Below are 25,029 nucleotides of genomic sequence, written 5' to 3'. Positions count from 1 at the left end.
GTTTGAAGAGATTTTCGAAGAGTATTAGTTAAAAACTTGATAAAGGAGAAATAAAGATGGCAGAAATTTATTTAGCAGGCGGTTGTTTTTGGGGTTTAGAGGAGTATTTTTCCCGAATTTCTGGCGTATTAGCAACCAGTGTTGGCTACGCTAATGGTCAAGTCGAAACGACCAATTACCAGTTGCTCAAAGAAACAGACCATGCAGAAACGGTTCAAGTAATTTACGATGAGAAGGTAGTCTCACTCAGAGAAATTTTACTTTATTATTTCCGTGTTATTGATCCATTATCAGTCAATCAACAAGGAAATGACCGTGGTCGCCAATATCGGACCGGGATTTATTACCAGGATGAAGCAGACTTGCCAACTATCTATACAGTGGTGCAGGAGCAGGAGCGCATGCTTGGGCGAAAGATTGCAGTAGAGGTGGAGAAACTTCGCCACTATATTTTAGCTGAAGATTACCACCAAGACTATCTGAAGAAGAATCCTTCAGGTTACTGTCATATCGATGTGACCGATGCTGAGAAGCCATTGATTGATGCCTCTCACTATGAAAAGCCTAGTCAAGAGGTGTTAAAGGGCAGTTTATCTGAAGAATCCTATCGTGTTACCCAAGAAGCTGCTACAGAGGCTCCATTTACCAATGCCTATGACCAAACCTTTGAAGAAGGGATTTATGTAGATATTACGACAGGTGAGCCACTCTTTTTTGCCAAGGATAAGTTTGCCTCAGGTTGTGGTTGGCCAAGTTTTAGCCGTCCGATTTCCAAGGAATTGATTCATTATTACAAGGATCTCAGCCATGGAATGGAGCGAATTGAGGTTCGTTCTCGGTCGGGGAATGCTCACTTGGGCCATGTTTTCACAGATGGACCGCGTGAGTTTGGTGGCCTCCGTTACTGTATCAATTCTGCTTCCTTGCGCTTTGTGGCCAAGGATGAGATGGAAGAAGCAGGCTATGGCTATCTACTACCTTACTTAAACAAATAAATCAGAGATGGTGGGTGCTTCCCACTTTCTTCATTTCTAGAAAACGAATAGAAGGGATTTATGAAACACTTACTATCTTACTTTAAACCCTACATCAGAGAATCGATTTTAGCACCTTTGTTCAAGTTGTTAGAAGCTGTTTTTGAGCTCTTGGTTCCCATGGTGATTGCTGGGATTGTTGACCAATCCTTGCCCCAAAAAAATCAAGGTCATCTCTGGATGCAGATTGGTTTGCTTCTTATCTTTGCAGTAATTGGTGTTGTAGTGGCCTTAATAGCTCAGTTCTACTCAGCTAAGGCTGCGGTTGGATTTGCCAAAGGACTGACAGATGATCTTTATCGTCATATTTTGTCTTTACCTAAGGACAGTAGAGACCGTTTGACAACTTCTAGTTTGGTGACTCGCTTGACTTCGGATACCTACCAGATTCAGACTGGGATCAATCAATTCTTGCGCCTCTTTTTGCGAGCACCTATTATCGTTTTTGGAGCCATTTTTATGGCCTATCGCATTTCAGCTGAGCTGACTTTCTGGTTCTTGGTCATGGTTGTCATTTTGACCATTGTTATTGTAGGGTTCTCTCGACTGGTCAATCCTCTCTACAGTAGTCTCAGAAAGAAAACGGACCAACTGGTTCAAGAAACGCGTCAGCAAATACAAGGTATGCGCGTTATTCGTGCTTTTGGTCAAGAAAAACGAGAGTTACATATTTTTCAAACCCTTAACCAAGTCTATGCTAGATTACAAGAAAAGACAGGTTTCTGGTCCAGTTTATTAACACCCCTGACCTATCTGATTGTCAATGGAACTCTCCTCGTTATTATCTGGCAGGGATATGTTTCAATTCAGGGAGGTTTACTCAGTCAAGGTGCTCTCATTGCCCTTATTAATTATCTCCTACAGATCTTGGTGGAATTGGTCAAGCTTGCCATGCTGATCAATTCCCTCAACCAGTCCTATATCTCAGCTAAGCGAATTGAGGAAGTCTTTGCCGAAGCTCCAGAAGACATCCATTCAGAATTAGAGAAAAAGCAAGTTACCAGAAATCAGGTTTTACAAGTTCAAGAACTGACCTTTACCTATCCTGATGCGGCCCAGCCTTCTCTGAGAGACATTTCTTTTGATATGAAGCAAGGGCAAATCCTTGGTATCATTGGGGGAACAGGTTCTGGTAAATCAAGTTTGGTGCAACTCATTCTTGGACTTTATCCAGCAGACAAGGGGAGCATTGACCTTTATCGAGATGGATCTAGTCCTCGTAATTTAGAGGAGTGGCGGTCTTGGATTGCCTATGTGCCCCAAAAAGTCGAACTCTTTAAGGGAAGCATTCGTTCCAACTTGACTCTAGGTTTACATCAAGAAGTAACTGACCAAGAACTCTGGCAGGCCTTGGAAATTGCACAAGCCAAGGATTTTGTCAGTGAAAAGGAAGGACTCTTGGATGCCCTAGTTGAGGCAGGAGGTCGAAATTTCTCAGGTGGACAAAAACAAAGGCTGTCTATTGCTCGCGCAGTTTTGCGCCAGGCTCCGTTTCTCATCTTAGATGATGCGACTTCGGCCCTCGACACCATTACCGAGTCCAAGCTCTTGAAAGCTATTCGAGAAAATTTGCCAAATACGAGCTTAATCTTGATCTCTCAACGAACCTCGACTTTACAGATGGCTGACCAGATTCTCCTCTTGGAAAAAGGTGAGCTCCTAGCTATCGGCAAGCACGAGGATTTGATGAAATCGAGTCAAGTCTATCGTGAAATCAATGCATCCCAACATGGAAAGGAGGACTAGCATGAGACGACAAACTGCAAACCAGACGCTCACACGCTTGGCTAAAGACCTTGCAAGCCATCCCTTCCTCCTTTTTCTAGCCTTTCTAGGAACTATTGCCCAGGTAGGCTTATCAATTTACCTACCTATTCTGATTGGGCAGGTCATCGACCAAGTCCTAGTGGCTGGTTCTTCACCAGTTTTTTGGCAAATTTTTCTTCAGATGATCTTGGTAGTCATAGGAAATACCCTTGTACAGTGGGCCAATCCTCTCCTCTATAATCGCCTAATTTTCTCTTATACCAGAGACTTACGAGAGCGAATCATCCATAAGCTTCATCGTTTACCGATTGCTTTTGTGGATCGGCAAGGAAGTGGTGAGATGGTTAGTCGTGTAACTACAGACATCGAACAGTTGGCAGCTGGCTTGACCATGATTTTTAACCAATTTTTTATTGGTGTCTTAATGATTTTGGTTAGTATTCTAGCTATGCTTCAAATTCATCTCCTCATGACTCTCTTAGTCTTGCTGTTGACGCCACTGTCTATGGTAATCTCACGCTTTATTGCCAAACGCTCCTATCATCTCTTCCAAAAGCAAACAGAGACAAGGGGAATTCAGACTCAGTTGATTGAAGAATCGCTTAGTCAGCAGACTATTATCCAGTCCTTTAATGCTCAAACAGAGTTTATCCAAAGATTGCGTGAGGCTAATGACAACTACTCAGGCTATTCTCAGTCAGCCATCTTTTATTCTTCAACGGTCAATCCTTCGACTCGCTTTGTAAATGCACTCATTTACGCACTTTTAGCTGGAGTGGGAGCTTATCGTATCATGATAGGCTCTACCTTGACCATCGGTCGTTTAGTGACTTTTTTGAACTATGTCCAACAGTACACCAAGCCCTTTAATGATATTTCTTCTGTTTTAGCCGAGTTGCAAAGTGCTCTCGCTTGTGCAGAGCGTGTTTATGGAGTCTTAGAGAGTCCTGAGGTAGCTGAAAGTGGTAAGGAAGAGTTGACCAGTGACCAAGTTAAGGGAGCTATTTCTTTTAGACATGTCTCTTTTGGCTATCATCCTGAAAAGATTTTGATTAAGGATTTATCTATTGATATTCCAGCTGGTAGTAAGGTAGCCATCGTTGGTCCGACAGGTGCTGGCAAGTCAACTCTTATCAATCTCCTCATGCGTTTTTATCCCATTAACTCTGGAGCTATCTTGCTGGATGGTCGTTCCATTTATGACTATAGTCGTGCCTCTTTACGCCAGCAGTTTGGCATGGTGCTACAGGAAACCTGGCTCAAGCAAGGGACCATTCATGACAATATTGCCTTCGGCAATCCTGATGCTAGTCGGGAGCAAGTGATTGCTGCTGCCAAAGCAGCCAATGCGGACTTTTTCATCCAACAGTTGCCACAAGGATATGATACCAAGTTGGAAAATGCAGGAGAATCTCTCTCTGTCGGTCAAGCACAGCTCTTGACAATTGCCCGAGTCTTTCTGGCTATTCCAAAGATTCTTATCTTAGACGAGGCGACTTCTTCCATTGATACGCGGACAGAAGTGCTGGTTCAGGATGCCTTTGCAAAACTCATGAAGGGGCGTACAAGCTTTATCATTGCCCACCGCTTGTCTACCATTCAGGATGCGGATCTGATTCTTGTCTTGGTGGATGGTGACATCGTGGAGCATGGTAATCATCAGGATCTCATGGCTCGAAAGGGCAAGTATTACTATATGCAGCAAGCTGCCGCTTTTAGCTCTGAATAATCCATTCTCTTTTGAAAGTTTATGGACGAAAAAAGTTGCCTTCGGGTGACTTTTTTGTTACAATAGCTAGAAAAATTATTCACTGTAATACTCAATGAAAATTAAAGAGCAAACTAGGAAGCTAGCCACAGGTTGCTCAAAGCACTGCTTTGAGGTTGTAGATAAGACTCAGTAACATATACCTACGGCAAGGTGAAGCTGACGTGGTTTGAATTTGAGTATAAATTGTCTTTTAGAAAAGGAGCCTAGAATGAAAGTCTTTCAGCATGTAAATATCGTGACTTGTGACCAAGATTTCCATGTTTATCTAGATGGAATCTTAGCCGTTAAGGATTCTCAAATCGTCTATGTTGGTCAAGAGAAGTCAGAGATTTTAGAGCAAGCTGAGCAGATTATAGACTATCAGGGAGCCTGGATTATGCCTGGTTTGGTCAATTGCCATACCCACTCTGCTATGACAGGCTTGCGAGGAATCCGAGATGATAGCAATCTCCATGAATGGCTCAATGATTATATCTGGCCTGCAGAAGCAGGATTTACTCCCGACATGACTACAAGAGCGGTTAAAGAAGCTATGATAGAGATGCTCCAGTCGGGAACAACAACCTTCAACGATATGTATAATCCCAATGGTGTGGATATTGATCAGATTTATCAGGCAGTGAAAGATTCCAAGATGCGTTGTTATTTCTCACCTACCCTCTTTTCTTCTGAGGCGGAGACAACTGATGAAACTATAAGCAGAACTCGATTCATCATAGAGAAAATCTTAGAATATAAAAATCCAAATTTCAAGGTTATGGTAGCCCCTCACTCTCCATACAGTTGTAATCAAGACTTGCTGCAAGCGAGCTTAGAAGTGGCGAAAGAGCTTGCTATTCCAATCCATATCCATGTGGCGGAGACCAAGGAGGAATCAGGCATTATCCTGAAACGCTACGGCAAACGCCCTCTCGCCTTTCTAGAAGAATTGGGTTACTTAGATCATCCTTCTGTCTTTGCTCATGGGGTCGAACTAAACGAGAGAGAAATTGAACGCTTGGCAACCTCTCAAGTGTCTATTGCGCACAATCCTATCAGCAACCTCAAACTGGCATCAGGAATTGCTCCAATTATCCAACTCCAAAAAGCAAGAGTGGCAGTAGGAATTGCGACAGATTCGGTTGCTTCCAATAACAATCTAGATATGTTTGAGGAAGGACGGACTGCAGCCCTTCTTCAGAAGATGAAAAGTGGGGATGCCAGCCAATTTCCGATCGAAACAGCCCTCAAGGCACTAACAATCGAAGGGGCTAAGGTCCTAGGGATGGAACATCAGATAGGAAGTTTGGAAGTCGGCAAGCAGGCAGATTTTCTCGTTATTCAACCACAAGAGAAAATTCATCTCCAACCCCAAGAAAATATGCTCTCTCACCTAGTCTATGCTGTCAAGTCCAGTGATGTAGATGATGTCTATATTGACGGAGAACAGGTTGTTAAGCAAGGTCAAGTCCTAACAGTAGAATTTTAAAAGAAAAATCACGAAAAAATTTTAAAAAAAGTTTGCAAAAATCTTGCATTCTTTTTTTTACTATGCTATACTTATATACGGTTTGAAAAAACTGCCTAAGACAGTAGGGGAGCTCGACTCATAAGTATCCTACCGAGGACAAAACGTATCATGTAAAAAGAAGCGTATTGTACTTTCGTGTCTAGGTTTGGGCGCGTTTTTCTTTTGGAAAAATTCCCCAAGCAAAATAATAACGGAGGTGAACACACTAATGAGTGAAGCAATTATTGCTAAAAAAGCGGAACTAGTTGACGTAGTAGCTGAAAAAATGAAAGCTGCTGCATCTATCGTCGTTGTAGACGCTCGTGGTTTGACAGTTGAGCAAGATACAGTTCTTCGTCGTGAGCTTCGTGGAAGCGAAGTTGAGTATAAAGTTATTAAAAACTCAATCTTGCGTCGTGCAGCTGAAAAAGCTGGTCTTGAAGATCTTGCATCTGTATTTGTTGGACCATCTGCAGTAGCATTTTCTAACGAAGATGTTATCGCACCAGCGAAAATCTTGAACGACTTTTCTAAAAACGCTGAAGCACTTGAAATCAAAGGTGGTGCAATCGAAGGCGCTGTCGCATCTAAAGAAGAGATTCTTGCTCTTGCAACTCTTCCAAACCGCGAAGGACTTCTTTCTATGCTCCTTTCTGTACTTCAAGCGCCAGTGCGCAACGTTGCTCTTGCAGTCAAAGCGGTTGCAGACAACAAAGAAGACGCAGCTTAATCTTAAGCTACGCAGCGTAGCCTAGCTACGAAAAAAATAAAAAACTAATTTTAAAACTTATTTGGAGGAAATAACAATGGCATTGAACATTGAAAACATTATTGCTGAAATTAAAGAAGCTTCAATCCTTGAATTGAACGACCTTGTAAAAGCTATCGAAGAAGAATTTGGTGTAACTGCAGCTGCTCCTGTAGCTGTAGCTGCTGCTGGTGGCGCTGAAGAAGCTGCTAAAGATTCATTTGACGTTGAATTGACAGCTGCAGGCGACAAGAAAGTCGGCGTTATCAAAGTTGTACGTGAAATCACTGGTCTTGGTCTTAAAGAAGCTAAAGAACTTGTTGATGGTGCACCAGGTGTCATCAAAGAAGGCGTTGCAACTGCAGAAGCTGAAGAAATCAAAGCTAAATTGGAAGAAGCTGGAGCTTCAGTTACTCTTAAATAATAGAGCGACTACATTAGTAGCTTAAAAACATGATTAAACCGCTATTCTTAGGAGTAGCGGTTTTTATTTTTTTATTCCATGGGGCAAAAAAGGGGCGAGTAAGTAATTTTCCAACTTTTTGATTCAAGCTAAAAATCCCCAATCGTAGCGATTGAGGATTAAGCAAATGAATCTTAAACAATACCTTGTGCAATCATAGCGTTTGCTACATTTTCAAAGGCAGCAATATTTGCTCCTGCAAGGTAGTCTTTATCAAGACCATATGTTTCTGAAGTTGTTTTAGCTGTGTTGAAGATGTTTGTCATGATGTCTTTGAGACGTCCATCAACTTCTTCACGAGTCCATGAAAGGCGAAGACTATTTTGGCTCATTTCAAGGGCTGAAACGGCTACACCACCAGCGTTGGCAGCTTTGGCAGGTCCGTAGAAGATACCATTTTCCTTGTAAACTTTGATGGCATCAAGGTCGCTTGGCATGTTGGCACCTTCAGATACACAGATAACGCCTTGGGCAACCAAACGTTTAGCTGCTTCACCGTTGATTTCGTTTTGAGTCGCACATGGAAGAGCAATGTCATAGTTTCCAGCGTAAGTCCATACAGAACCTTCATGATAAGTAGCAGTTGCTTTTTCAGCTGCATACTCAGTCAAACGAGCGCGACGTTTTTCTTTAACGTCAACCAAAAGATCGAAGTCGATACCATTTTCATCGATGACATAACCATTCGAATCAGATACAGAGATAACAGTTGCACCAAGTTCAGTTGCTTTTTGAAGAGCGTATTGAGCAACGTTACCAGAACCTGAAATGACCACTTTCTTACCAGCGAAGCTGTTACCGTTAGCTTTAAGCATTTCTTCAGTGTAGTAAACCAAACCGTAACCAGTTGCTTCTGGACGAATCAAACTACCACCAAATCCAAGAGGCTTACCAGTCAAGACACCAGCATCAAATTGGTTAAGGCGTTTGTACTGTCCGTAAAGGTAACCAATCTCACGTCCACCAACACCGATATCACCAGCAGGTACGTCAAGTGATGGGCCTATGTATTTTTGCAATTCAGTCATGAAGCTTTGGCAGAAGCGCATCACTTCAGCATCTGTTTTACCTTTAGGATCGAAGTCTGATCCACCTTTACCTCCACCGATAGGAAGTCCAGTCAAGACGTTTTTAAAGATTTGTTCAAATCCGAGGAATTTCAAAATCCCTTGGTTTACAGTTGGGTGGAAACGAAGTCCGCCTTTGTATGGTCCAACAGCTGAGTTGAATTGAACACGGTAGCCACGGTTTACTTGAACTTTTCCATCACGGTCAACCCAAGGAACACGGAAAGAAATCACGCGCTCTGGTTCAGTAATACGTGCCAAGATATTTTCTTCAATATACTCAGGGTGTTTTTCAAATACAGGTTCTAAAGTGTTGAAAAATTCTTCGACAGCTTGGAGGAATTCAGCCTCGTGCCCGTTACGAGCTTTTACAGTTTCAAACACGCTTTGGATATATTCTTTAGCAGATGTCATATCGTTCTCCTTAAATTCTAATTTAATTATGTGTGTCATTATAGCAGAATTTTTTTTAACTGTAAAGAGAAAAACAAAAATTTTCTAAAAATTCTATCAATTTAGTTCCAGATTTTTCTTTATTCATAAAATACGAACGTTCTTCTTGGAAATGTCTTTCTAAAAGAGAAAATGTGAAAATATGGTATAATATTAGCAATAAAAGGAATCCGGAGGATCAGAATCATGGTATCAACGAAAACACAAATTGCTGGTTTTGAGTTTGAAAATTGTTTGATGAATGCGGCAGGTGTGGCTTGTATGACGATAGCAGAGTTAGAAGGCGTTAAAAACTCAGCAGCAGGAACCTTTGTCACGAAGACAGCGACCTTGGACTTTCGTCAGGGAAATCCTGAGCCACGCTATCAAGATGTTCCACTTGGTTCTATCAACTCTATGGGATTACCGAATAATGGCTTAGACTATTATTTGGACTATCTTTTGGATTTACAGGAAAAAGAGCCAAACCGAACTTTCTTCCTATCTCTAGTCGGCATGTCTCCAGAGGAAACCCATACTATCTTGAAAAAAGTCCAAGAGAGTGATTTTCGTGGTCTGACTGAGCTAAACCTCTCCTGTCCAAATGTTCCAGGTAAACCTCAGATTGCCTATGATTTTGAGACAACAGACCGGATTTTGGCAGAAGTATTTGACTACTTTACAAAACCTCTTGGAATTAAATTGCCACCATATTTTGACATTGTTCACTTTGACCAAGCGGCAGCTATTTTCAACAAGTACCCGCTCAAGTTTGTCAACTGTGTTAACTCTATCGGAAACGGCCTTTATATAGAAGATGAGTCTGTCGTTATTCGCCCTAAAAATGGTTTCGGTGGCATTGGTGGCGAGTATATCAAACCGACTGCTTTGGCTAATGTTCACGCTTTTTATCAACGTTTAAATCCTCAAATTCAAATCATTGGAACAGGTGGCGTGTTAACTGGTCGTGATGCCTTTGAACATATCCTTTGTGGAGCGAGTATGGTGCAGGTAGGAACCACCCTTCACAAAGAGGGAGTTGGTGCTTTTGACCGCATTACCAATGAACTGAAAGCAATCATGGCGGAAAAAGGGTACGAGAGCTTAGAAGATTTCCGTGGGAAATTGCGCTATATTGATTAAACTCATTAAAAAATCAGAAGAAAGGAGAGAAGATGCTAGCCATTGAAGAAAGTCAGAAATTGACTTTATCAAATTTACCTAGTCTGAGCCTATTTACAGGGACAGATCAGGGTCAGTTTGAAGTGATGAAGAGTCAAGTATTGAAACAGATTGGTTATGATTCTGCTGACCTCAACTTTGCCTACTTTGATATGAAAGAAGTAGTTTACAAGGATGTGGAACTGGAGTTGGTCAGCCTTCCTTTCTTTGCGGATGAGAAAATCGTGATACTAGACCATTTTGTCGATATCACGACTGCTAAAAAGCGCTTTTTGACAGATGATGAGCTCAAGTCATTTGAGGAATACCTTGATAATCCTTCACCAACAACCAAGTTGTTAATCTTTGCGGAAGGAAAGCTGGATAGCAAAAGACGGTTGGTTAAATTACTTAAGCGTGATGCCAAGGTCTTTGATGCAGTAGAAGCCAAAGAACAAGAATTGCGCCAGTATTTCCAAAAGTGGAGTCAGAAAGAAGGTCTGCAGTTTACCAATCATTCTTTTGAAAATCTCCTCATTAAGTCGGGTTTTCAATTTAGCGAAATCCAGAAAAATCTCCTCTTTTTACAGTCCTATAAAGAAGACTCTGTTATCGAGGAAGAGGATATTGTTAACGCAATTCCCAAGACCTTGCAGGACAATATTTTTGATTTAACTCAGTTTATTCTGACTAAAAAGATGGACCAGGCGCGAGATTTGGTTAGAGATTTGACCTTGCAAGGTGAAGATGAAGTTAAGCTCATAGCTGTCATGTTAGGACAATTTCGGACTTTTACTCAGGTGAAGATTTTGGCGGAGTCTGGGCAAACAGAATCTCAGATTGCAAGTAGTCTAGGAAGTTTTCTCGGACGCAATCCAAATCCCTATCAAATCAAGTTTGCGTTGAGGGATTCACGAGGACTTTCATTGAGCTTTTTGAAGCAAGCTATTTCCTATTTGATTGAGACAGACTATCAGATTAAGACAGGTCTTTATGAAAAAGGTTTCCTTTTTGAAAAGGCACTCTTACAGATTGCTAGTCAGGTCAATTGATATTTTTTTTGAAACTACAACCCGCGTCAATATTATTTTGTCGTGGGTTTCTTGCTGATTTGCTTATTTTATACTCAATGAAAATCAAAGAGTAAACTAGGAAACTAGCCGCAGGTTGCTCAAAGCACTGCTTTGAGGTTGTAGATAAGACTGACGAAGTCAGCTCAAAACATGTTTTTGAGGTTGCGGATGAAACTGACGGAGTCAGTAACTATACCTACGGCAAGGCGACGTTGACGCGGTTTGAAGAGATTTTCGAAGAGTATTATTAGAAAGTATTTCAGTGATTTCTTCATCTATAAGCAAAAAACTTGAAAAAAGTGAATGTTTGCGTTATCATTTTCATATAGAAAGAAAAAGAGGTATTACAGATGGCTATTATCTTACCAGATCTTCCATATGCATACGACGCTTTGGAACCATACATCGATGCGGAAACAATGCACTTGCACCATGACAAACACCATCAAACTTATGTCAACAATGCTAATGCAGCTCTTGAAAAACACCCTGAAATCGGTGAAGATCTTGAAGCCTTGCTTGCTGATGTGGAATCTATCCCAGCTGATATCCGTCAAGCGCTTATTAACAATGGTGGTGGACACTTGAACCACGCTCTTTTCTGGGAATTGATGACTCCTGAAAAAACAGCTCCATCAGCAGAACTTGCAGCAGCAATCGATGAAACATTTGGTTCATTCGAAGAATTCCAAGCAGCTTTCACTGCAGCAGCAACAACTCGTTTCGGTTCTGGCTGGGCATGGTTGGTTGTTAACAAAGAGGGTAAACTTGAAGTGACTTCAACAGCAAACCAAGACACACCAATCTCAGAAGGTAAAAAACCAATCTTGGGCTTGGACGTTTGGGAACATGCTTACTACGTGAAATACCGCAACGTGCGTCCTGACTACATCAAAGCTTTCTTCTCAGTAATCAACTGGAACAAAGTAGATGAATTGTACGCAGCCGCTAAATAATGGTATATGGAGGGAAGAATGGTTCTTCTCTTTTTTAGGTTATATGATTCGAGTCTGACAAAATCGTCAGACTTTTTTCATTTTTATGAGAAACGTGCTAACTGCTAGAAATTATGGTAGAATAAAGTATTAAGTAATCGTGGAAAAAGGATATCTATGCGAAAAGAAATTGCACCTGAATTATACAACTATAACAAGTTTCCTGGTCCTGAGTTCCATTTACACGGGGACAAGGTTGAAACGGAAGGGATAGCTTTTTCCTTGGTGGAAAATATCAAGGATGCCTTTGATGTGACGGCTTTTAATCAGCGTTTTTCAGAAGTCTTAACCAAGTTTGATTATATCGTGGGAGACTGGAGCAACGAACAGCTTCGCCTACGAGGTTTTTATAAGGATGACCGAACAGAAGAAAAACTTGAAAAAATCAGTCGTTTACAAGACTACCTTTTAGAGTATTGTAGTTATGGTTGTGCTTATTTTGTCTTAGAAAATGAAGCCCCTAAGCGAGCATCATTTGACAAGAAAATACGTAAGAAGGAAGAAGAAACACCTTCTAGAAAAGGAAAGAAACCGACTCAAACCAAACGAAAACCGAATGCAGATAAGAAAAATAGACGTCGTCAGAAAGACCAGCATTCTCAGAAAGAGGACAAGGGGCAACGTCATTTTGTCATTCGTCAGAAGTGAGTAGAGAATAAGGAGAAGAAATGAAACCGTCAATTTATAGTTTAACACGTCAAACCATGCAGGAATGGGTTTTGGAGCAGGGAGAAAAGAAATTCCGTGCAGACCAAATCTGGGAATGGCTTTACCGTAAACGTGTCCAGTCATTTGAAGAAATGACCAACCTTTCTAAGGATTTGATTGCGAAGCTTAATGACCAGTTTGTGGTCAATCCCTTGAAACAACGTATTGTTCAAGAGTCTGCTGATGGGACTGTCAAATATCTCTTTGAGTTGCCTGATGGTATGTTGATCGAGACTGTACTCATGCGTCAACACTATGGTTTGTCAGTCTGTGTGACGACTCAGGTCGGCTGTAATATCGGTTGTACCTTCTGTGCCTCTGGTTTGATTAAGAAACAACGCGACCTCAATAATGGGGAAATCGTAGCGCAGATCATGCTGGTTCAGAAATACTTCGATGAGCGTGGTCAGGACGAACGCGTCAGCCATATCGTTGTCATGGGAATCGGTGAGCCCTTTGATAACTACAACAATGTCTTGAATTTCGTTCGTACCATAAATGATGACAAGGGAATGGCTATCGGTGCTCGTCACATTACGGTTTCAACCTCAGGTTTGGCCCATAAAATTCGTGATTTTGCTAATGAAGGAGTTCAGGTCAATCTTGCCGTTTCTCTTCACGCACCCAACAATGAGTTGCGTTCAAGCATCATGAAGATTAACCGTGCCTTTCCAATTGAAAAACTCTTTGCTGCTATTGAGTATTATATCGAAACAACAAACCGTCGTGTAACTTTTGAATATATCATGCTCAATGAAGTTAATGATGGTGTAGAACAAGCCTTGGAATTGGCTGAATTGCTCAAGAACATCAAGAAATTGTCTTATGTAAACTTGATTCCTTATAACCCAGTTAGTGAACATGACCAATATAGCCGTAGTCCCAAAGAGCGCGTCCTTGCCTTTTATGATACGCTTAAGAAAAAAGGGGTTAACTGTGTTGTTCGTCAAGAGCATGGTACTGATATTGATGCAGCTTGTGGACAATTGCGTTCCAATACAATGAAACGTGATCGCCAGAAAGCAGTCGCAGCAGTCAATCCTTAATGATGAAGAAGACTTATAATCATATTTTGGTCTGGGGAGTCATTCTCTATAGCATTTGTATCGTCTATTTTTGCTTTACTCCTCAAGAACATTCTCCCGTGGGGGTGGAAACTCCAGGTATTCAGCATCTTGGACGCCTGGTTTTTCTTTTGACTCCTTTCAATTCTCTCTGGAAACTGGGTGAAGTGAGTGACATAGGACAATTATGTTGGCTTTTTCTACAAAATATCCTCAATGTCTTCTTACTTTTTCCTCTGATTTTCCAACTCCTTTATCTCCTTCCAAATTTGCGTAAGACAAGAAAAGTGATCTTTTTCAGTTTTCTTATAAGCCTAGGAATTGAGTGTACGCAGTTAGTCTTAGATTTTTTCTTTGATTTTAATCGCGTCTTTGAGATTGATGATTTGTGGACCAATACCTTGGGTGGCTATCTGGCTTGGCTTCTCTATAAACAATTACATAAAAACAAGATAAGGAATTAAAATGAGTATTTTAGAAGTTAAAAATCTGAGTCACGGTTTTGGTGACCGTGCAATTTTTGAAGATGTGTCCTTCCGTCTTCTCAAAGGAGAACATATCGGTCTGGTCGGTGCCAATGGTGAAGGGAAATCAACCTTTATGAGTATCGTGACTGGTAAAATGCTGCCAGATGAAGGGAAGGTTGAGTGGTCCAAATATGTGACTGCCGGTTACTTGGATCAGCACTCCGTCCTTGCTGAAGGGCAGTCGGTGCGCGATGTTCTCCGTACGGCCTTTGATGAGCTTTTCAAAGCGGAAGTCCGTATCAATGATCTTTATATGGAAATGGCTGAAGATGGAGCGGATGTTGATGCTCTCATGGAAGAAGTGGGAGAACTTCAAGACCGTTTAGAGAGTCGTGATTTCTATACTTTGGATGCTAAGATTGATGAAGTAGCGCGTGCCCTTGGTGTCATGGACTTTGGCATGGATACGGATGTAACCTCTTTGTCAGGTGGGCAAAGAACCAAGGTACTTTTGGCTAAACTCCTCCTTGAAAAGCCCGATATCTTGCTTTTGGACGAGCCAACCAACTACTTGGATGCTGAGCATATTGACTGGCTCAAGCGCTATCTCCAAAACTATGAGAATGCCTTTGTCCTTATTTCGCACGATATTCCATTCCTGAACGATGTGATTAATATTGTCTACCATGTGGAAAATCAACAGCTGACGCGTTATTCTGGTGACTACTACCAGTTCCAAGAAGTCTATGCTATGAAGAAATCTCAGCTAGAGGCTGCCTACGAACGTCAGCAAAAAGAAATTGCGGACCTTAAGGACTTTGTTGCCCGAAACAAAGCGCGTGTTGCAACACGAAACATGGCCATGTCCCGTCAGAAGAAATTGGATAAGATGGATATTATCGAACTGCAAAGTGAGAAACCAAAACCATCCTTTGATTTCAAACCAGCTCGTACGCCAGGGCGCTTTATCTTCCAAGCCAAGGATTTGCAAATTGGTTATGATCGTCCTCTGACCAAGCCTTTAAATCTTACCTTTGAACGTAATCAAAAGGTTGCTATTATCGGGGCAAATGGTATCGGGAAAACAACTCTCTTGAAGTCTCTCTTGGGCATTATTCCGCCAATTGCTGGGGAAGTGGAGCGTGGAGATTATCTAGAACTTGGCTACTTTGAACAAGAAGTAGAAGGCGGTAATCGCCAAACACCACTAGAGGCTGTTTGGAATGCCTTTCCAGCTCTCAACCAAGCAGAAGTTCGTGCAGCCCTTGCCCGTTGTGGTTTGACAACTAAGCATATTGAAAGCCAAATTCAGGTCTTGTCAGGTGGGGAACAAGCCAAGGTTCGTTTCTGTCTCTTGATGAATCGTGAAAACAACGTTTTAGTGCTGGACGAGCCGACCAACCATTTGGATGTGGATGCCAAGGATGAACTCAAACGTGCTCTTAAAGAATACAAAGGGTCTATCCTTATGGTCTGTCACGAACCAGACTTCTATGAAGGCTGGATGGACCAAATCTGGGATTTTAATAATTTAACTTAAAAATGAGGATAAAAGAAATACAGTACCGAATGTGGATACTGTATTTTTTTGGGTTTTTAAGATTTGAAATCGTAGTCTTTCACCACTTCGATGCTGTCGATTGTGATAGCAGTAGTTGGCTTGTCTTTTTCATCTTTTTCGGCTTTGGCAATCTTATCCACAACATCCATACCATCAATCACTTGACCAAAGACTGGGTGTTTGCCATCTAGACTAGGGTTTCCCCCTTCTTTATAGGCTTCGATGATTTTCTTTGGATACTTGCTTGTAGGGAGTTTGGCAGAGGTATCTGTAGAGTTTTGATTGATGAAGAACTGGCTGCCATTGGTGTTTGGTTGACCAGTATTAGCCATAGAAAGAGCACCACGGATGTTATAGAGATAAGGAGTAATCTCGTTTTTGAAACCAGTTCCATGGTCTTTAGTCTTGTCCTTATCGTGCCAGATGGATTCGCCACCTGTACCGTCTCCTTTTGGATCACCAGTCTGAACCATAAAGCCATCAATCACTCGGTGGAAGGTAACGCCATTGTAATAGCCTTCCTTAGCGTGAGTTAGGAAATTTTCAACCGCAAGAGGGGCTAGCTTTGGAAAGAGTTTGATACGGATATCTCCTTGACTTGTGTGTAGAATCACTTCAGCCTCGTCCTCAGCAACTTCCTTAGATAGTTGTGGGAAATTGGCGTTTTCGTTTGTTAAAGCATCGTTTAACTCCTTGGCAGATTGGGCAGCTACTTTAGAACTTTCTTCAGCAGCCAGACTGGAATCAACATAGTCATTACCACGCAGACTACGTTGGATGCTGCTACACCCAGCTAGAGCTACAGTGGATAGTAAAAGAAGGGTTGCTAGTTTTTTCATTCTGTTCCTCTCAAAAATTCATTTCTACCATTGTACCCTAAAAGGAAGTGGATTTCAAATGTTAGTGACAAGGTAGTTTTAGAGGAAGCCAACAAGAAAGTCGCTTGTTTAGGGGAATCAATATCATAAGTCTACTCAAAGTATTTAGAGAACCAGGTATTAAGAAAGCTCGTAAGGCATCACAATTAGTAAACGTTAATTCGAAAGAATTACTATATTTTAAAAGAGCACATTTTCAAAGGATTTTTTCTTTTGGCTTCAATTCCTAATGAATCAATGAACTTAATACTAGGTCTCGAAAAGAATTATGCTTCCTCTTTCTGTCTGAGTTCAAAGAGGTCTTCTACTTTCAGATTAAAAACTTGAGCAATTTTAAGAGCCATTTCCAGCGAAGGATTGTAACGATTATTTTCCAAGTGCAGAATTGTCTCGCGTCGCATGCCGATGAGGTCGGCTAACTCCTGCTGGGTCATGCCTGTGGACTCACGAACAGATTTGAGATTAGTAATAATATTGCTTTTTTTGGCCATACTTATCCTCTCCGTTCCAAGATAAGATAGACAACCGCAAAGATGCAAATCAAGGCAGCTATGCTAAAAAATATCTGTCCCATGTAAAGAGTGAGAGACCCCATATACCCAATGATAACTGCTAGGATCATCAGTGCGCCTAGTATAAAAACAAACATCAAGCTAGCTGCCTTGGCTAAATTAGCATAAAAGCGTTCGTCCGGAGTTTCCTTGACATTTTTCAAACAGAAAAAAGCAAATAAAATCACTTCAATAACGAGGCCAATTCCCAAAATCCATTCTTTAATACCAGAACTTTCGCTTGGGGTCGCAACCCAAATTCCTAATGTATAAAAAATACTTGCTGCAAAAAAAAGTATCGTGTAAAGCTTAGCAGACAAGTCAAAAATAGTCTTTCCTTTACTTTTCTGACTCTTATGAGGCCATGGTTTCTTATGTAGCCAGCCCCAAATAGCTACAATCTGACCTAACACTGAAATACCAGCAATAACTAACTTGGGTTCCCAACTAAGATTAGAACCAAATAAAACAATAAAATCAATAAAGAGAGCTACGGCAATCATTGCAATGAGGCCACGCATTTTTTGACTTTTTTTCATGATAGACTCCTTTTTGTGTTATAAATATATAACACTTAAATTTTATGTTATAAATATATCACATTTAAATTTGGAAAGCAAGAATTTATGTGCCAAGGTGGCAATTATTTGAAAAAATTTTTTAATAAAAGCCCTTGATAGTCAAACAACTAAATAATTCTTTGAAGCAATGCATCGGATTTGGTTTGGATAGTTTCGTTAATAATATTTGATGATAAAGAATTTATGGAAAATCTAGATACTGTATGAATCTCTACTTTTTTTCTTAGACTGTTATAAAGTTTGTCAGAATAAGCTTTGTAGGTGTAGAAGTTAATTTTTACAGAACTAAATTATTCCCCTATTTAGAATCTATTAATTCATATTTTATAAATTAATTAGTAGATATCATTCTTAAAATCCTTGATATTTCGTTTGGGAACGGGTTTAGGATTTAGGAGCCAAGTATCCAAATCTCGTTCAGACGATATGAAGAGTTTGAGTTGATGGTCTTTATAAAATGTTTCTAATACTCTTCGAAAATCAAATTCAAACTATGTCAGCTTTACCTTGCCGTACTCAAGTACAGCCTGCGGCTAGCTTCCTAGTTTGCTCTTTGATTTTCATTGAGTATAAAATAGTATTCACGGATAGCCTCTTTCAAACATTTATTTCCTATTCTAACAAATTTCTAAATAGTTTAAGAATTTTATAGTCTGTCAAGTTTTTTTCTTGACACCTGCCAGAAATCTGCTATAATAGAACATGTGCTAAATAGCTCAGCTATTTCACCGAAATAAAAAATAAGAAAAGAGACTTTAAAAATGGCAGTTAAAATCCGTTTGACTCGTATGGGTTCTAAGAAAAAACCTTTCTACCGTATCAACGTAGCAGATTCACGTTCACCACGTGACGGACGTTTCATCGAAACAGTTGGAACTTACAACCCACTTGTTGCTGAAAACCAAGTGACTTTGAAAGAAGACCGCGTTCTTGCATGGTTGGCTGATGGAGCTCAACCTTCAGATACAGTTCGCAACATCCTTTCAAAAGAAGGTGTATTGAAAAAATTCCACGATTCTAAATTCTCAAAATAAGTTTAAAGTAGGTTGACAGATGGATACGATTGAAAATCTCATTATTGCGATTGTGAAACCCTTGATTTCACAACCAGATGCCTTAACTATCAAGATTGAAGATACACCAGAATTTTTGGAATATCATTTGGATCTTGATCAAAGCGATGTGGGTCGTGTAATCGGTCGTAAGGGTCGCACTATTTCTGCGATAAGAACGATTGTATACTCTGTCCCAACTGAAGACAAAAAAGTAAGAATCGTTATTGACGAAAAATAAGAAGGGCGGGACGAATGTCTCGCTTTTTTTGCAAGGAGAAAGAATGAGAGATTTAACAGTTAGACAACTAGAGGAATATTTACTTGACCATTACCGACAATCTAGAACAGAAGAAGGGCTTTTTATTAAGCTAGTAGAAGAAGTTGGAGAAGTTGCTGAGGTTTTAAATGGACGCTCTGGTCGAAAAGAAGGAGTTCAAGATTCGAACGAGGAACTAGCAAAAGAATTGGCTGATATCATTCACTACACTGTCGCAATTGCGGCCATCAACGACATAGATCTAACCAAGACCATTTTTGAAAAAGACAAAAAGGCGGCTATAAAATATCAGCATGAACGTGATTTGGAAGGATTTTTGAAGGGGGACGAGAGTTGATGTCCTCTTCCTCCAACTTGAGAAAATCCTTGGAACGTGTTAAAATAAAGGATAAGGATTTTTAATAATTCATTATATAGAATGAGTGGATTTCTCTATGAAGAGGTTTGAAGTATCTACAGAAATTGGTAGTCTCTCTGTTACTTATCAAAAACAAAAGAAAATGCTAGTTTGTTTAAGTGGCGCAGGTTTGCTACCAAGTTATGAAAATTTTTCACTTATACTTGAAAAACTTCCTCCTACAATTGGTTATTTGACAATTGATTTTCCGAATACAGGTAGGAGTCCGATTCATGACCAAACTGGAAAAAATCTAGATAATCTTGCAGATGCGGTTTATGAAGTACTTGAAGAATTAGGGATTTCTGAATATATACTTTGTGTACATAGTTTGAGTGGAATTTTAGCTTGTGAATTGCTCAACAAACCAATTAAGTGTCAGGCATTAGTAGCGCTTGAACCGACAACTAAAAAAGTCATGTTTGCTGATTTTTCAGAAGATCCTTATCCAGAAATGGAAGAGCAGATGAGGCTGATTGAGGAGTGTGGTCCTGAACTTTATTTTAAGAACTTAACTCAAGCCACATTTAGCCCTGAAATTAATAAAGAAATCTGGGAAATAATGCAAGAAAAAGGTTCAGAGTTGGAAAATCAAGATACAGGATTTCAGATATCTGGAGAGATTACTGAGGAAGATTTTGAGAATGTATTTGTAGAAGCTCATATCCCTGAGTTTATTTTTTGTCAGGCTTATAGGGAAAAAGAGTACAGAGAATCAGAATATTGGACTTCCAATACTAAACTCATTTTAGGAGGGAATCACCATTATTTACAATGGTCAGAATCAGAAAAAATTGTGACTATTATTCGAGAATTATCCGAATAAGATGGAAAGAAATAGACTACAGGAGACAAGATGAACTACTTTAATGTTGGGAAAATCGTCAATACGCAGGGGTTGCAGGGTGAGATGCGAGTCTTGTCTGTGACAGATTTTGCAGAAGAACGGTTTAAAAAAGGTACTGAGCTAGCCTTGTTTGATGAAAAAGATCAGTTTGTTCAAACAGTGACCATCGCTAGCCACCGTAAACAGAAGAACTTTGACATTATTAAATTCAAAGATATGTACCATATTAATGCTATTGAAAAATACAAGGGATACAGTCTCAAGGTTGCTGAGGAAGATTTAAATGCTCTAGACGATGGTGAATTTTATTATCACGAGATTATCGGTTTGGAAGTCTATGAGGGTGATAACTTGATTGGAACCATCAAGGAAATCCTGCAACCAGGTGCCAACGATGTCTGGGTGGTCAAGCGGAAAGGAAAGCGTGATTTATTATTACCTTATATCCCACCAGTGGTTCTCAATGTTGATATTCCTAATAACCGCGTCGATGTGGAAATCTTAGAAGGGTTAGACGATGAAGATTGATATTTTAACCCTCTTTCCAGAAATGTTTTCTCCACTGGAACACTCAATTGTTGGAAAGGCTCGAGAAAAAGGGCTCTTGGATATCCAGTATCATAATTTTCGAGAAAATGCTGAAAAGGCCCGCCATGTAGACGATGAGCCCTACGGAGGCGGTCAGGGGATGTTGCTCCGAGCCCAACCCATTTTCGATTCCTTTGATGCTATTGAAAAGAAAAATCCGCGCGTTATTCTCCTCGATCCAGCTGGAAAGCAGTTTGATCAGGCCTATGCTGAGGATTTGGCTCAAGAGGAAGAGTTAATCTTTATCTGTGGGCACTATGAGGGTTATGATGAGCGTATTAAGACCTTGGTGACAGATGAGATTTCCCTGGGGGACTATGTCTTGACTGGTGGAGAGTTGGCAGCCATGACCATGATTGATGCGACGGTTCGCCTGATTCCAGAAGTGATTGGCAAGGAGTCTAGCCACCAAGATGATAGTTTTTCTTCAGGTCTTTTAGAATATCCTCAGTACACACGTCCCTATGATTATCGAGGTATGGTTGTGCCGGATATTCTGATGAGCGGACACCATGAAAAGATTCGTCAGTGGCGATTGTATGAGAGTTTAAAGAAAACCTATGAACGCAGACCGGATTTGCTTGAACATTATCAACTGACAGCAGAAGAAGAAAAAATGCTGGTAGAAATAAAAGAAAACAGAGAATAAAGGAGAAACCTATGCAAGTAATCAAACGTGATGGAGAAATTGCTGAATTTAATCCAGATAAGATTTACCAAGCTATCTTAAAGGCAGCTCAGACTGTCTATGTATTGACAGATGATTTACGTCAAAACCTTGCACAAGTCACTAAGAAAGTAGTTTTGGATTTGGAAGAGGCCAAGGTGGAACGTGCTACCATTAGCATGATTCAGTCTATGGTTGAACATCGTCTACTAGGTGCAGGTTACATTACCATTGCAGAACACTACATTTCCTATCGTCTACAACGTGACTTGGAAAGAAGTGGTTATGGAGATCATATCGCGGTTCATTTACATTTTGAACAAATTCGCTAAGAAAAAAGAGTGGGATGAAGCAACTACATCTCACTCTTTCTTAAATCTATTCTTTTGGGCTGTTTGGACAGTTGACGGGACAAATCGCAGGCGTTGAATATCGCTTATACGGATAATACGGGTCACATTTTTGGCAAAATTTTTCACGATAATTTGCTGGCGTTGCTGATCGTATTTGATGATATCACCTGTAAAGCTTGTCTCAGACAAGATAAGGTGAACAGCGGTTTGTTTCTGGATAGCCTCTTCAATAGTGGCTGTAAGGGAGTTGGTTTCAGTCTGGTCAGGTTGGTCATGTCCATTTAAAAAGTCATGTATTTTATCTAGAACTTGCTGGAATTTATGTCTCATAGTGGCCTCCCTTCTTTTATATCAATATTATATAAAATTTTCCTAAGATCTACAAGATTTTACGAATAATCAGATGAAAGCTAAAAAAGGAGAAGAAAATGGCAGAATTTACATTTAAAATCGAAGAGCACTTATTGACTCTTTCTGAAAACGAAAAAGGTTGGACCAAGGAAATCAACCGTGTGAGCTTTAATGGTGCTCCTGCAAAGTTTGATATTCGTGCTTGGAGCCCAGATCATACTAAAATGGGCAAAGGGATTACTCTCTCCAATGAAGAATTTCAAACGATGGTGGATGCCTTTAAAGGCAATTAAGTTTTCAAAATGAAAGAAAAGGATATTGAGTCATGACAACTCGATATCCTTTTTTAGTTAGCAAAGTAAGCCTGATTTTTAAGGCGTTGAAGTAATGGACGGCTAATAAAACTAATAGCAATAATTTTACCAAGGTCTGGGATGATAAAGGGAAATACCCCCACAATAAGAGCTTTTTCAAATGCCATTCCAGCTAGGAAATGCAAGCTGAGAATCCCTCCGACAAAGACAAGGGCATCACCCAAGAGGTTTGCAAGAAAAATATTGACAATCCCACTCTTGCTGTTGGTTAGAGAGGAAGTAAGTCCAGAGTAAACGAGATAAAACCAAAGATAGCCTGCAGTAGGACCAACTAAAGCCTGAAAACCAGCTCCACCTCCTGCAAAGACAGGAAGACCGATAGCACCTAGAAGAAGATAGAGTCCAACAGAAAGTAGAGCCTCTCTCGGTCTAAAGACAGTAGCAATCAAGCCGATTGCAAAGTTTTGCAGAGTGAAGGGAACGGGTCCAATTGGAAGACTGATTTGTGCCAAAACAGCAATGAGAGCAGCCCCAATAGCAGGGATAGCATAAACGTGAGCTTTTTTCAAAATAGTTAACCTCTTTTCTGATGTATAGTAACTATTATACTCATAGAGGAATCATTGTCAACTAATTTTTTAAAACAAGGTAACAAAAACTGTAACGGCCGATTTTGCTTACTGGTTAAGTTGGATAATTTTTTTGTAGATTTGTAAGACATTAAAAAAGAAGCAGACACATTTGTATCAGCTTCTTTTGTTTCGATTAACGCATGGTTACAAATTCTTCGGATGCAGTTGGGTGAATCGCCACAGTTGCGTCAAAGTCAGCCTTGGTTGCTCCCATTTTGATAGCAACAGCAAATCCTTGAATCATTTCATCAACGCCGTAGCCAATTCCATGAAGTCCGACAACTTTTTCTTCTGAACCAGCTGTGATCAATTTGAAACGGGATTCTTGTCTATTGCTAGTAACGGCAGAGTACATAGATGCAAAGCTTGATTTGTAAACCTTGATTTGGTCTTGACCATATTCTTTGATAGCTTGTTCTTCTGTCAAACCAACAGTCCCGATAGCAGGGTGTGAAAAGACGACAGTTGGAATAGTTGAGTAGTCCATTTTAGCAGTAGTTTTTCCGTTAAAGAGACGTTCAGATAGGGTACGCCCAGCCTTGATTGCAACTGGAGTCAGTTCTTTCTCTCCCGTTACATCACCTAGAGCGTAGATTCCCTCAACAACAGTATTTTGGTATTCATCTACTTGGATAAAGCCACGTTCATTCAGAGTTACTCCAGATTTTTCAAGTTGCAAGCCCTTAACGTTTGGACGGCGACCTGTAGCCCAGATAACTTGGCTAGCTGTGTGACTAGTACCATCTTCAAAATGAATGGTAATGCCTTCAACAGTTTTTTCTAACTTGACAGGGACTTTATGAGTATGAAGTGGCAAGTTTGTTCTTTCCATTTCCTTGACCAGACCTTCAACGATGTAAGAATCAAAACCACGTAAAGGACGATCACGACGAACAAAGAGGTCTGTCTTGACACCAAAGGTGTGGAGTACGCCAGCTAATTCAACGGCAATATAACCAGCGCCTAGAATAGCAACTGACTCTGGCAATTCTTCCCAAGCAAATACATCATCAGAAGAGCCACCTAGCTCAGCACCAGGAATATTAGGAATACTTGGATGAGCACCAGTCGCAATCACGATATGCTTGGCACGAATGAGTTCACCATTTACGCTGACAGTATGAGAATCTACAAATTCAGCATGACCTTCAATCAAGTCTACGCCGTTGCGTTTAAAACTGCCATCATAAGAAGAACGAGCGCGATCAATGTAGGCTTCACGATTACGACGTAGGGTTGCAAAGTCAAAGTTAAGATCAGTAGTCTTAAAGCCGTAGTCTTCTCCAAATTGATGGAAAGTCTCAGCGATTTGTGCCCCGTACCACATGATTTTTTTAGGAACACAGCCGACGTTGACGCAGGTTCCACCTAGTTTCTTTTCCTCAATAACGGCCGCTTTGGCTCCGTGTTCACCAGCACGGTTCATGGTAGCAATTCCTCCGCTACCTCCACCGATAGCAATGATATCGTATTCTCTCATTGAAAACTCCTTTATACTCTTTGAAATAGTAGAGTGTCATTTTTTGATAGTCATATTCTATCTTTTTTTTTATCTGATTGCAAAAATCTGCTACGTTCAAAAAAATTTAAAGAAAAGGCTTGCAAAAAGGAAAAATAAAGTGTATTATATAACTAGTACAATGAAAAAAATAAAATCCGAACAATAATTAAATCCTGAAATGTCATTATTTCGTTCTGAACTGTTATTGTTTATATTTGCTAATTTTTATATAATATT

General features: G+C 40.3%; 28 protein-coding genes and 1 other annotated feature. Of the genes, 21 read left to right on the top strand and 7 right to left on the bottom strand.

Features of this window, described 5'->3' with window-relative positions; translation table 11 throughout:
• Positions 1-56 precede the first annotated feature (56 nt).
• The 6 genes from msrB (at position 57) to rplL (ending at position 7,233) form a co-directional block, all read left to right on the top strand.
• The gene (msrB, locus tag B7700_RS09200; protein WP_084888477.1) at positions 57-995 is read left to right on the top strand and encodes a peptide-methionine (R)-S-oxide reductase MsrB; all 939 of its coding nucleotides are present in this window, start codon (positions 57-59) and stop codon (positions 993-995) included.
• 60 nt (positions 996-1,055) lie between these two features.
• The gene (locus tag B7700_RS09195) at positions 1,056-2,780 is read left to right on the top strand and encodes an ABC transporter ATP-binding protein (RefSeq protein ID WP_084888475.1); all 1,725 of its coding nucleotides are present in this window, start codon (positions 1,056-1,058) and stop codon (positions 2,778-2,780) included.
• Position 2,781: 1 nt separating this feature from the next.
• Positions 2,782-4,530, top strand: a complete 1,749-nt coding sequence (locus B7700_RS09190) for an ABC transporter ATP-binding protein (protein ID WP_084888473.1) — start codon at positions 2,782-2,784, stop codon at positions 4,528-4,530.
• Between the two features lie 250 nt (positions 4,531-4,780).
• Complete coding sequence (locus tag B7700_RS09185) at positions 4,781-6,040, top strand: TRZ/ATZ family protein (RefSeq protein WP_084888471.1); 1,260 nt, start codon at positions 4,781-4,783, stop codon at positions 6,038-6,040.
• A gap of 76 nt (positions 6,041-6,116) precedes the next feature.
• Positions 6,117-6,252: a sequence feature (ribosomal protein L10 leader region), on the top strand.
• 38 nt (positions 6,253-6,290) lie between these two features.
• Positions 6,291-6,791: a 50S ribosomal protein L10 gene (gene rplJ, locus B7700_RS09175; protein ID WP_001287277.1), complete on the top strand. Its 501-nt coding sequence runs from the start codon at positions 6,291-6,293 to the stop codon at positions 6,789-6,791.
• 76 nt (positions 6,792-6,867) lie between these two features.
• Positions 6,868-7,233 (top strand): 50S ribosomal protein L7/L12, encoded by a 366-nt coding sequence (gene rplL, locus B7700_RS09170; protein ID WP_084888469.1) that lies wholly within the window; start codon positions 6,868-6,870, stop codon positions 7,231-7,233.
• A gap of 173 nt (positions 7,234-7,406) precedes the next feature.
• Here rplL and gdhA read toward each other — a convergent pair whose 3' ends face one another.
• Positions 7,407-8,753 carry an NADP-specific glutamate dehydrogenase gene (gene gdhA / locus B7700_RS09165; protein ID WP_000199543.1) on the bottom strand — a complete coding sequence of 449 codons (1,347 nt, stop codon included), beginning with the start codon at positions 8,751-8,753 and terminating at the stop codon, positions 7,407-7,409.
• Positions 8,754-8,978: 225 nt separating this feature from the next.
• On the opposite strand from gdhA, the gene B7700_RS09160 reads away from it, so the two are divergent.
• From B7700_RS09160 to B7700_RS09125, 7 genes are all read left to right on the top strand, one after another.
• Entirely contained in the window at positions 8,979-9,914 is a 936-nt protein-coding gene (locus tag B7700_RS09160; RefSeq protein WP_084888467.1) for a dihydroorotate oxidase, read from the top strand.
• Positions 9,915-9,946: 32 nt separating this feature from the next.
• On the top strand, positions 9,947-10,984 hold the full coding sequence (holA, locus tag B7700_RS09155; RefSeq protein WP_084888465.1) for a DNA polymerase III subunit delta: 1,038 nt from the start codon (positions 9,947-9,949) through the stop codon (positions 10,982-10,984).
• 371 nt (positions 10,985-11,355) lie between these two features.
• Positions 11,356-11,961: a superoxide dismutase SodA gene (sodA, locus tag B7700_RS09145; protein WP_006150800.1), complete on the top strand. Its 606-nt coding sequence runs from the start codon at positions 11,356-11,358 to the stop codon at positions 11,959-11,961.
• A gap of 156 nt (positions 11,962-12,117) precedes the next feature.
• Positions 12,118-12,648, top strand: a complete 531-nt coding sequence (locus B7700_RS09140) for a YutD family protein (RefSeq protein WP_084888463.1) — start codon at positions 12,118-12,120, stop codon at positions 12,646-12,648.
• A gap of 20 nt (positions 12,649-12,668) precedes the next feature.
• The gene (gene rlmN / locus B7700_RS09135; protein ID WP_000804760.1) at positions 12,669-13,754 is read left to right on the top strand and encodes a dual-specificity RNA methyltransferase RlmN; all 1,086 of its coding nucleotides are present in this window, start codon (positions 12,669-12,671) and stop codon (positions 13,752-13,754) included.
• Positions 13,754-14,236 (top strand): VanZ family protein, encoded by a 483-nt coding sequence (locus tag B7700_RS09130; RefSeq protein WP_049546398.1) that lies wholly within the window; start codon positions 13,754-13,756, stop codon positions 14,234-14,236. The genes rlmN and B7700_RS09130 overlap by 1 nt, the downstream gene beginning before the upstream one ends.
• A gap of 1 nt (position 14,237) precedes the next feature.
• Positions 14,238-15,779: an ABC-F family ATP-binding cassette domain-containing protein gene (locus B7700_RS09125; RefSeq protein WP_000025383.1), complete on the top strand. Its 1,542-nt coding sequence runs from the start codon at positions 14,238-14,240 to the stop codon at positions 15,777-15,779.
• A 56-nt stretch (positions 15,780-15,835) separates the two neighbouring features.
• On the opposite strand, the gene B7700_RS09120 is transcribed toward B7700_RS09125, so the two are convergent.
• The 3 genes from B7700_RS09120 to B7700_RS09110 all read right to left on the bottom strand — a co-directional run bounded on the left by B7700_RS09120 (position 15,836) and on the right by B7700_RS09110 (position 17,768).
• Positions 15,836-16,639 (bottom strand): peptidylprolyl isomerase, encoded by an 804-nt coding sequence (locus B7700_RS09120; RefSeq protein WP_060805630.1) that lies wholly within the window; start codon positions 16,637-16,639, stop codon positions 15,836-15,838.
• Positions 16,640-16,944: 305 nt separating this feature from the next.
• Positions 16,945-17,169: a helix-turn-helix transcriptional regulator gene (locus tag B7700_RS09115; RefSeq protein ID WP_084888461.1), complete on the bottom strand. Its 225-nt coding sequence runs from the start codon at positions 17,167-17,169 to the stop codon at positions 16,945-16,947.
• 2 nt (positions 17,170-17,171) lie between these two features.
• Positions 17,172-17,768, bottom strand: coding sequence for a hypothetical protein (locus B7700_RS09110; RefSeq protein ID WP_084888459.1), 597 nt, complete (start codon positions 17,766-17,768; stop codon positions 17,172-17,174).
• A gap of 803 nt (positions 17,769-18,571) precedes the next feature.
• On the opposite strand from B7700_RS09110, the gene rpsP reads away from it, so the two are divergent.
• The 7 genes from rpsP to B7700_RS09070 all read left to right on the top strand — a co-directional run bounded on the left by rpsP (position 18,572) and on the right by B7700_RS09070 (position 21,973).
• The gene (rpsP, locus tag B7700_RS09100; RefSeq protein WP_000268760.1) at positions 18,572-18,844 is read left to right on the top strand and encodes a 30S ribosomal protein S16; all 273 of its coding nucleotides are present in this window, start codon (positions 18,572-18,574) and stop codon (positions 18,842-18,844) included.
• 19 nt (positions 18,845-18,863) lie between these two features.
• Complete coding sequence (gene kphA / locus B7700_RS09095; RefSeq protein ID WP_000379617.1) at positions 18,864-19,103, top strand: RNA-binding protein KphA; 240 nt, start codon at positions 18,864-18,866, stop codon at positions 19,101-19,103.
• Positions 19,104-19,146: 43 nt separating this feature from the next.
• Positions 19,147-19,479 (top strand): MazG nucleotide pyrophosphohydrolase domain-containing protein, encoded by a 333-nt coding sequence (locus B7700_RS09090; RefSeq protein ID WP_084888457.1) that lies wholly within the window; start codon positions 19,147-19,149, stop codon positions 19,477-19,479.
• Positions 19,480-19,576: 97 nt separating this feature from the next.
• Positions 19,577-20,365 (top strand): alpha/beta fold hydrolase, encoded by a 789-nt coding sequence (locus B7700_RS09085; protein ID WP_084888455.1) that lies wholly within the window; start codon positions 19,577-19,579, stop codon positions 20,363-20,365.
• A 30-nt stretch (positions 20,366-20,395) separates the two neighbouring features.
• Complete coding sequence (gene rimM, locus B7700_RS09080) at positions 20,396-20,914, top strand: ribosome maturation factor RimM (RefSeq protein ID WP_084888453.1); 519 nt, start codon at positions 20,396-20,398, stop codon at positions 20,912-20,914.
• Positions 20,904-21,623, top strand: coding sequence for a tRNA (guanosine(37)-N1)-methyltransferase TrmD (gene trmD, locus B7700_RS09075; RefSeq protein WP_084888451.1), 720 nt, complete (start codon positions 20,904-20,906; stop codon positions 21,621-21,623). The genes rimM and trmD overlap by 11 nt, the downstream gene beginning before the upstream one ends.
• An 11-nt stretch (positions 21,624-21,634) precedes the next feature.
• Positions 21,635-21,973, top strand: coding sequence for an ATP cone domain-containing protein (locus tag B7700_RS09070; protein WP_001196040.1), 339 nt, complete (start codon positions 21,635-21,637; stop codon positions 21,971-21,973).
• Between the two features lie 30 nt (positions 21,974-22,003).
• Here B7700_RS09070 and B7700_RS09065 read toward each other — a convergent pair whose 3' ends face one another.
• Positions 22,004-22,324, bottom strand: a complete 321-nt coding sequence (locus B7700_RS09065; RefSeq protein ID WP_084888448.1) for a hypothetical protein — start codon at positions 22,322-22,324, stop codon at positions 22,004-22,006.
• Between the two features lie 98 nt (positions 22,325-22,422).
• Here B7700_RS09065 and B7700_RS09060 point away from each other — a divergent pair, with 98 nt between their 5' ends.
• Positions 22,423-22,638: a YdbC family protein gene (locus tag B7700_RS09060; protein ID WP_000807437.1), complete on the top strand. Its 216-nt coding sequence runs from the start codon at positions 22,423-22,425 to the stop codon at positions 22,636-22,638.
• Between the two features lie 53 nt (positions 22,639-22,691).
• Here the strand turns inward: B7700_RS09060 and B7700_RS09055 are convergent, their stop codons facing one another.
• Both B7700_RS09055 and gor read right to left on the bottom strand, forming a co-directional pair.
• Positions 22,692-23,228: a biotin transporter BioY gene (locus B7700_RS09055; RefSeq protein ID WP_084888447.1), complete on the bottom strand. Its 537-nt coding sequence runs from the start codon at positions 23,226-23,228 to the stop codon at positions 22,692-22,694.
• Positions 23,229-23,424: 196 nt separating this feature from the next.
• Entirely contained in the window at positions 23,425-24,771 is a 1,347-nt protein-coding gene (gene gor, locus B7700_RS09050; protein ID WP_084888445.1) for a glutathione-disulfide reductase, read from the bottom strand.
• Positions 24,772-25,029 lie beyond the last annotated feature (258 nt).

Source organism: Streptococcus mitis, from assembly GCF_002096755.1.
Classification (GTDB): domain Bacteria; phylum Bacillota; class Bacilli; order Lactobacillales; family Streptococcaceae; genus Streptococcus; species Streptococcus mitis_AC.
Note: the sequence above shows the minus strand (reverse complement) of the source record. Positions and strands in the feature narration are given on the sequence as shown.

Excerpts from the sequence above, each read along its gene's own strand:
- msrB (WP_084888477.1), top strand. The coding sequence starts at position 57 with ATGGCAGAAATTTATTTAGCAGGCGGTTGTTTTTGGGGTTTAGAGGAG.
- B7700_RS09195 (WP_084888475.1), top strand. The coding sequence starts at position 1,056 with ATGAAACACTTACTATCTTACTTTAAACCCTACATCAGAGAATCGATT.
- B7700_RS09190 (WP_084888473.1), top strand. The coding sequence starts at position 2,782 with ATGAGACGACAAACTGCAAACCAGACGCTCACACGCTTGGCTAAAGAC.
- B7700_RS09185 (WP_084888471.1), top strand. The coding sequence starts at position 4,781 with ATGAAAGTCTTTCAGCATGTAAATATCGTGACTTGTGACCAAGATTTC.
- rplJ (WP_001287277.1), top strand. The coding sequence starts at position 6,291 with ATGAGTGAAGCAATTATTGCTAAAAAAGCGGAACTAGTTGACGTAGTA.
- rplL (WP_084888469.1), top strand. The coding sequence starts at position 6,868 with ATGGCATTGAACATTGAAAACATTATTGCTGAAATTAAAGAAGCTTCA.
- gdhA (WP_000199543.1), bottom strand. The coding sequence starts at position 8,753 with ATGACATCTGCTAAAGAATATATCCAAAGCGTGTTTGAAACTGTAAAA.
- B7700_RS09160 (WP_084888467.1), top strand. The coding sequence starts at position 8,979 with ATGGTATCAACGAAAACACAAATTGCTGGTTTTGAGTTTGAAAATTGT.
- holA (WP_084888465.1), top strand. The coding sequence starts at position 9,947 with ATGCTAGCCATTGAAGAAAGTCAGAAATTGACTTTATCAAATTTACCT.
- sodA (WP_006150800.1), top strand. The coding sequence starts at position 11,356 with ATGGCTATTATCTTACCAGATCTTCCATATGCATACGACGCTTTGGAA.
- B7700_RS09140 (WP_084888463.1), top strand. The coding sequence starts at position 12,118 with ATGCGAAAAGAAATTGCACCTGAATTATACAACTATAACAAGTTTCCT.
- rlmN (WP_000804760.1), top strand. The coding sequence starts at position 12,669 with ATGAAACCGTCAATTTATAGTTTAACACGTCAAACCATGCAGGAATGG.
- B7700_RS09130 (WP_049546398.1), top strand. The coding sequence starts at position 13,754 with ATGATGAAGAAGACTTATAATCATATTTTGGTCTGGGGAGTCATTCTC.
- B7700_RS09125 (WP_000025383.1), top strand. The coding sequence starts at position 14,238 with ATGAGTATTTTAGAAGTTAAAAATCTGAGTCACGGTTTTGGTGACCGT.
- B7700_RS09120 (WP_060805630.1), bottom strand. The coding sequence starts at position 16,639 with ATGAAAAAACTAGCAACCCTTCTTTTACTATCCACTGTAGCTCTAGCT.
- B7700_RS09115 (WP_084888461.1), bottom strand. The coding sequence starts at position 17,169 with ATGGCCAAAAAAAGCAATATTATTACTAATCTCAAATCTGTTCGTGAG.
- B7700_RS09110 (WP_084888459.1), bottom strand. The coding sequence starts at position 17,768 with ATGAAAAAAAGTCAAAAAATGCGTGGCCTCATTGCAATGATTGCCGTA.
- rpsP (WP_000268760.1), top strand. The coding sequence starts at position 18,572 with ATGGCAGTTAAAATCCGTTTGACTCGTATGGGTTCTAAGAAAAAACCT.
- kphA (WP_000379617.1), top strand. The coding sequence starts at position 18,864 with ATGGATACGATTGAAAATCTCATTATTGCGATTGTGAAACCCTTGATT.
- B7700_RS09090 (WP_084888457.1), top strand. The coding sequence starts at position 19,147 with ATGAGAGATTTAACAGTTAGACAACTAGAGGAATATTTACTTGACCAT.
- B7700_RS09085 (WP_084888455.1), top strand. The coding sequence starts at position 19,577 with ATGAAGAGGTTTGAAGTATCTACAGAAATTGGTAGTCTCTCTGTTACT.
- rimM (WP_084888453.1), top strand. The coding sequence starts at position 20,396 with ATGAACTACTTTAATGTTGGGAAAATCGTCAATACGCAGGGGTTGCAG.
- trmD (WP_084888451.1), top strand. The coding sequence starts at position 20,904 with ATGAAGATTGATATTTTAACCCTCTTTCCAGAAATGTTTTCTCCACTG.
- B7700_RS09070 (WP_001196040.1), top strand. The coding sequence starts at position 21,635 with ATGCAAGTAATCAAACGTGATGGAGAAATTGCTGAATTTAATCCAGAT.
- B7700_RS09065 (WP_084888448.1), bottom strand. The coding sequence starts at position 22,324 with ATGAGACATAAATTCCAGCAAGTTCTAGATAAAATACATGACTTTTTA.
- B7700_RS09060 (WP_000807437.1), top strand. The coding sequence starts at position 22,423 with ATGGCAGAATTTACATTTAAAATCGAAGAGCACTTATTGACTCTTTCT.
- gor (WP_084888445.1), bottom strand. The coding sequence starts at position 24,771 with ATGAGAGAATACGATATCATTGCTATCGGTGGAGGTAGCGGAGGAATT.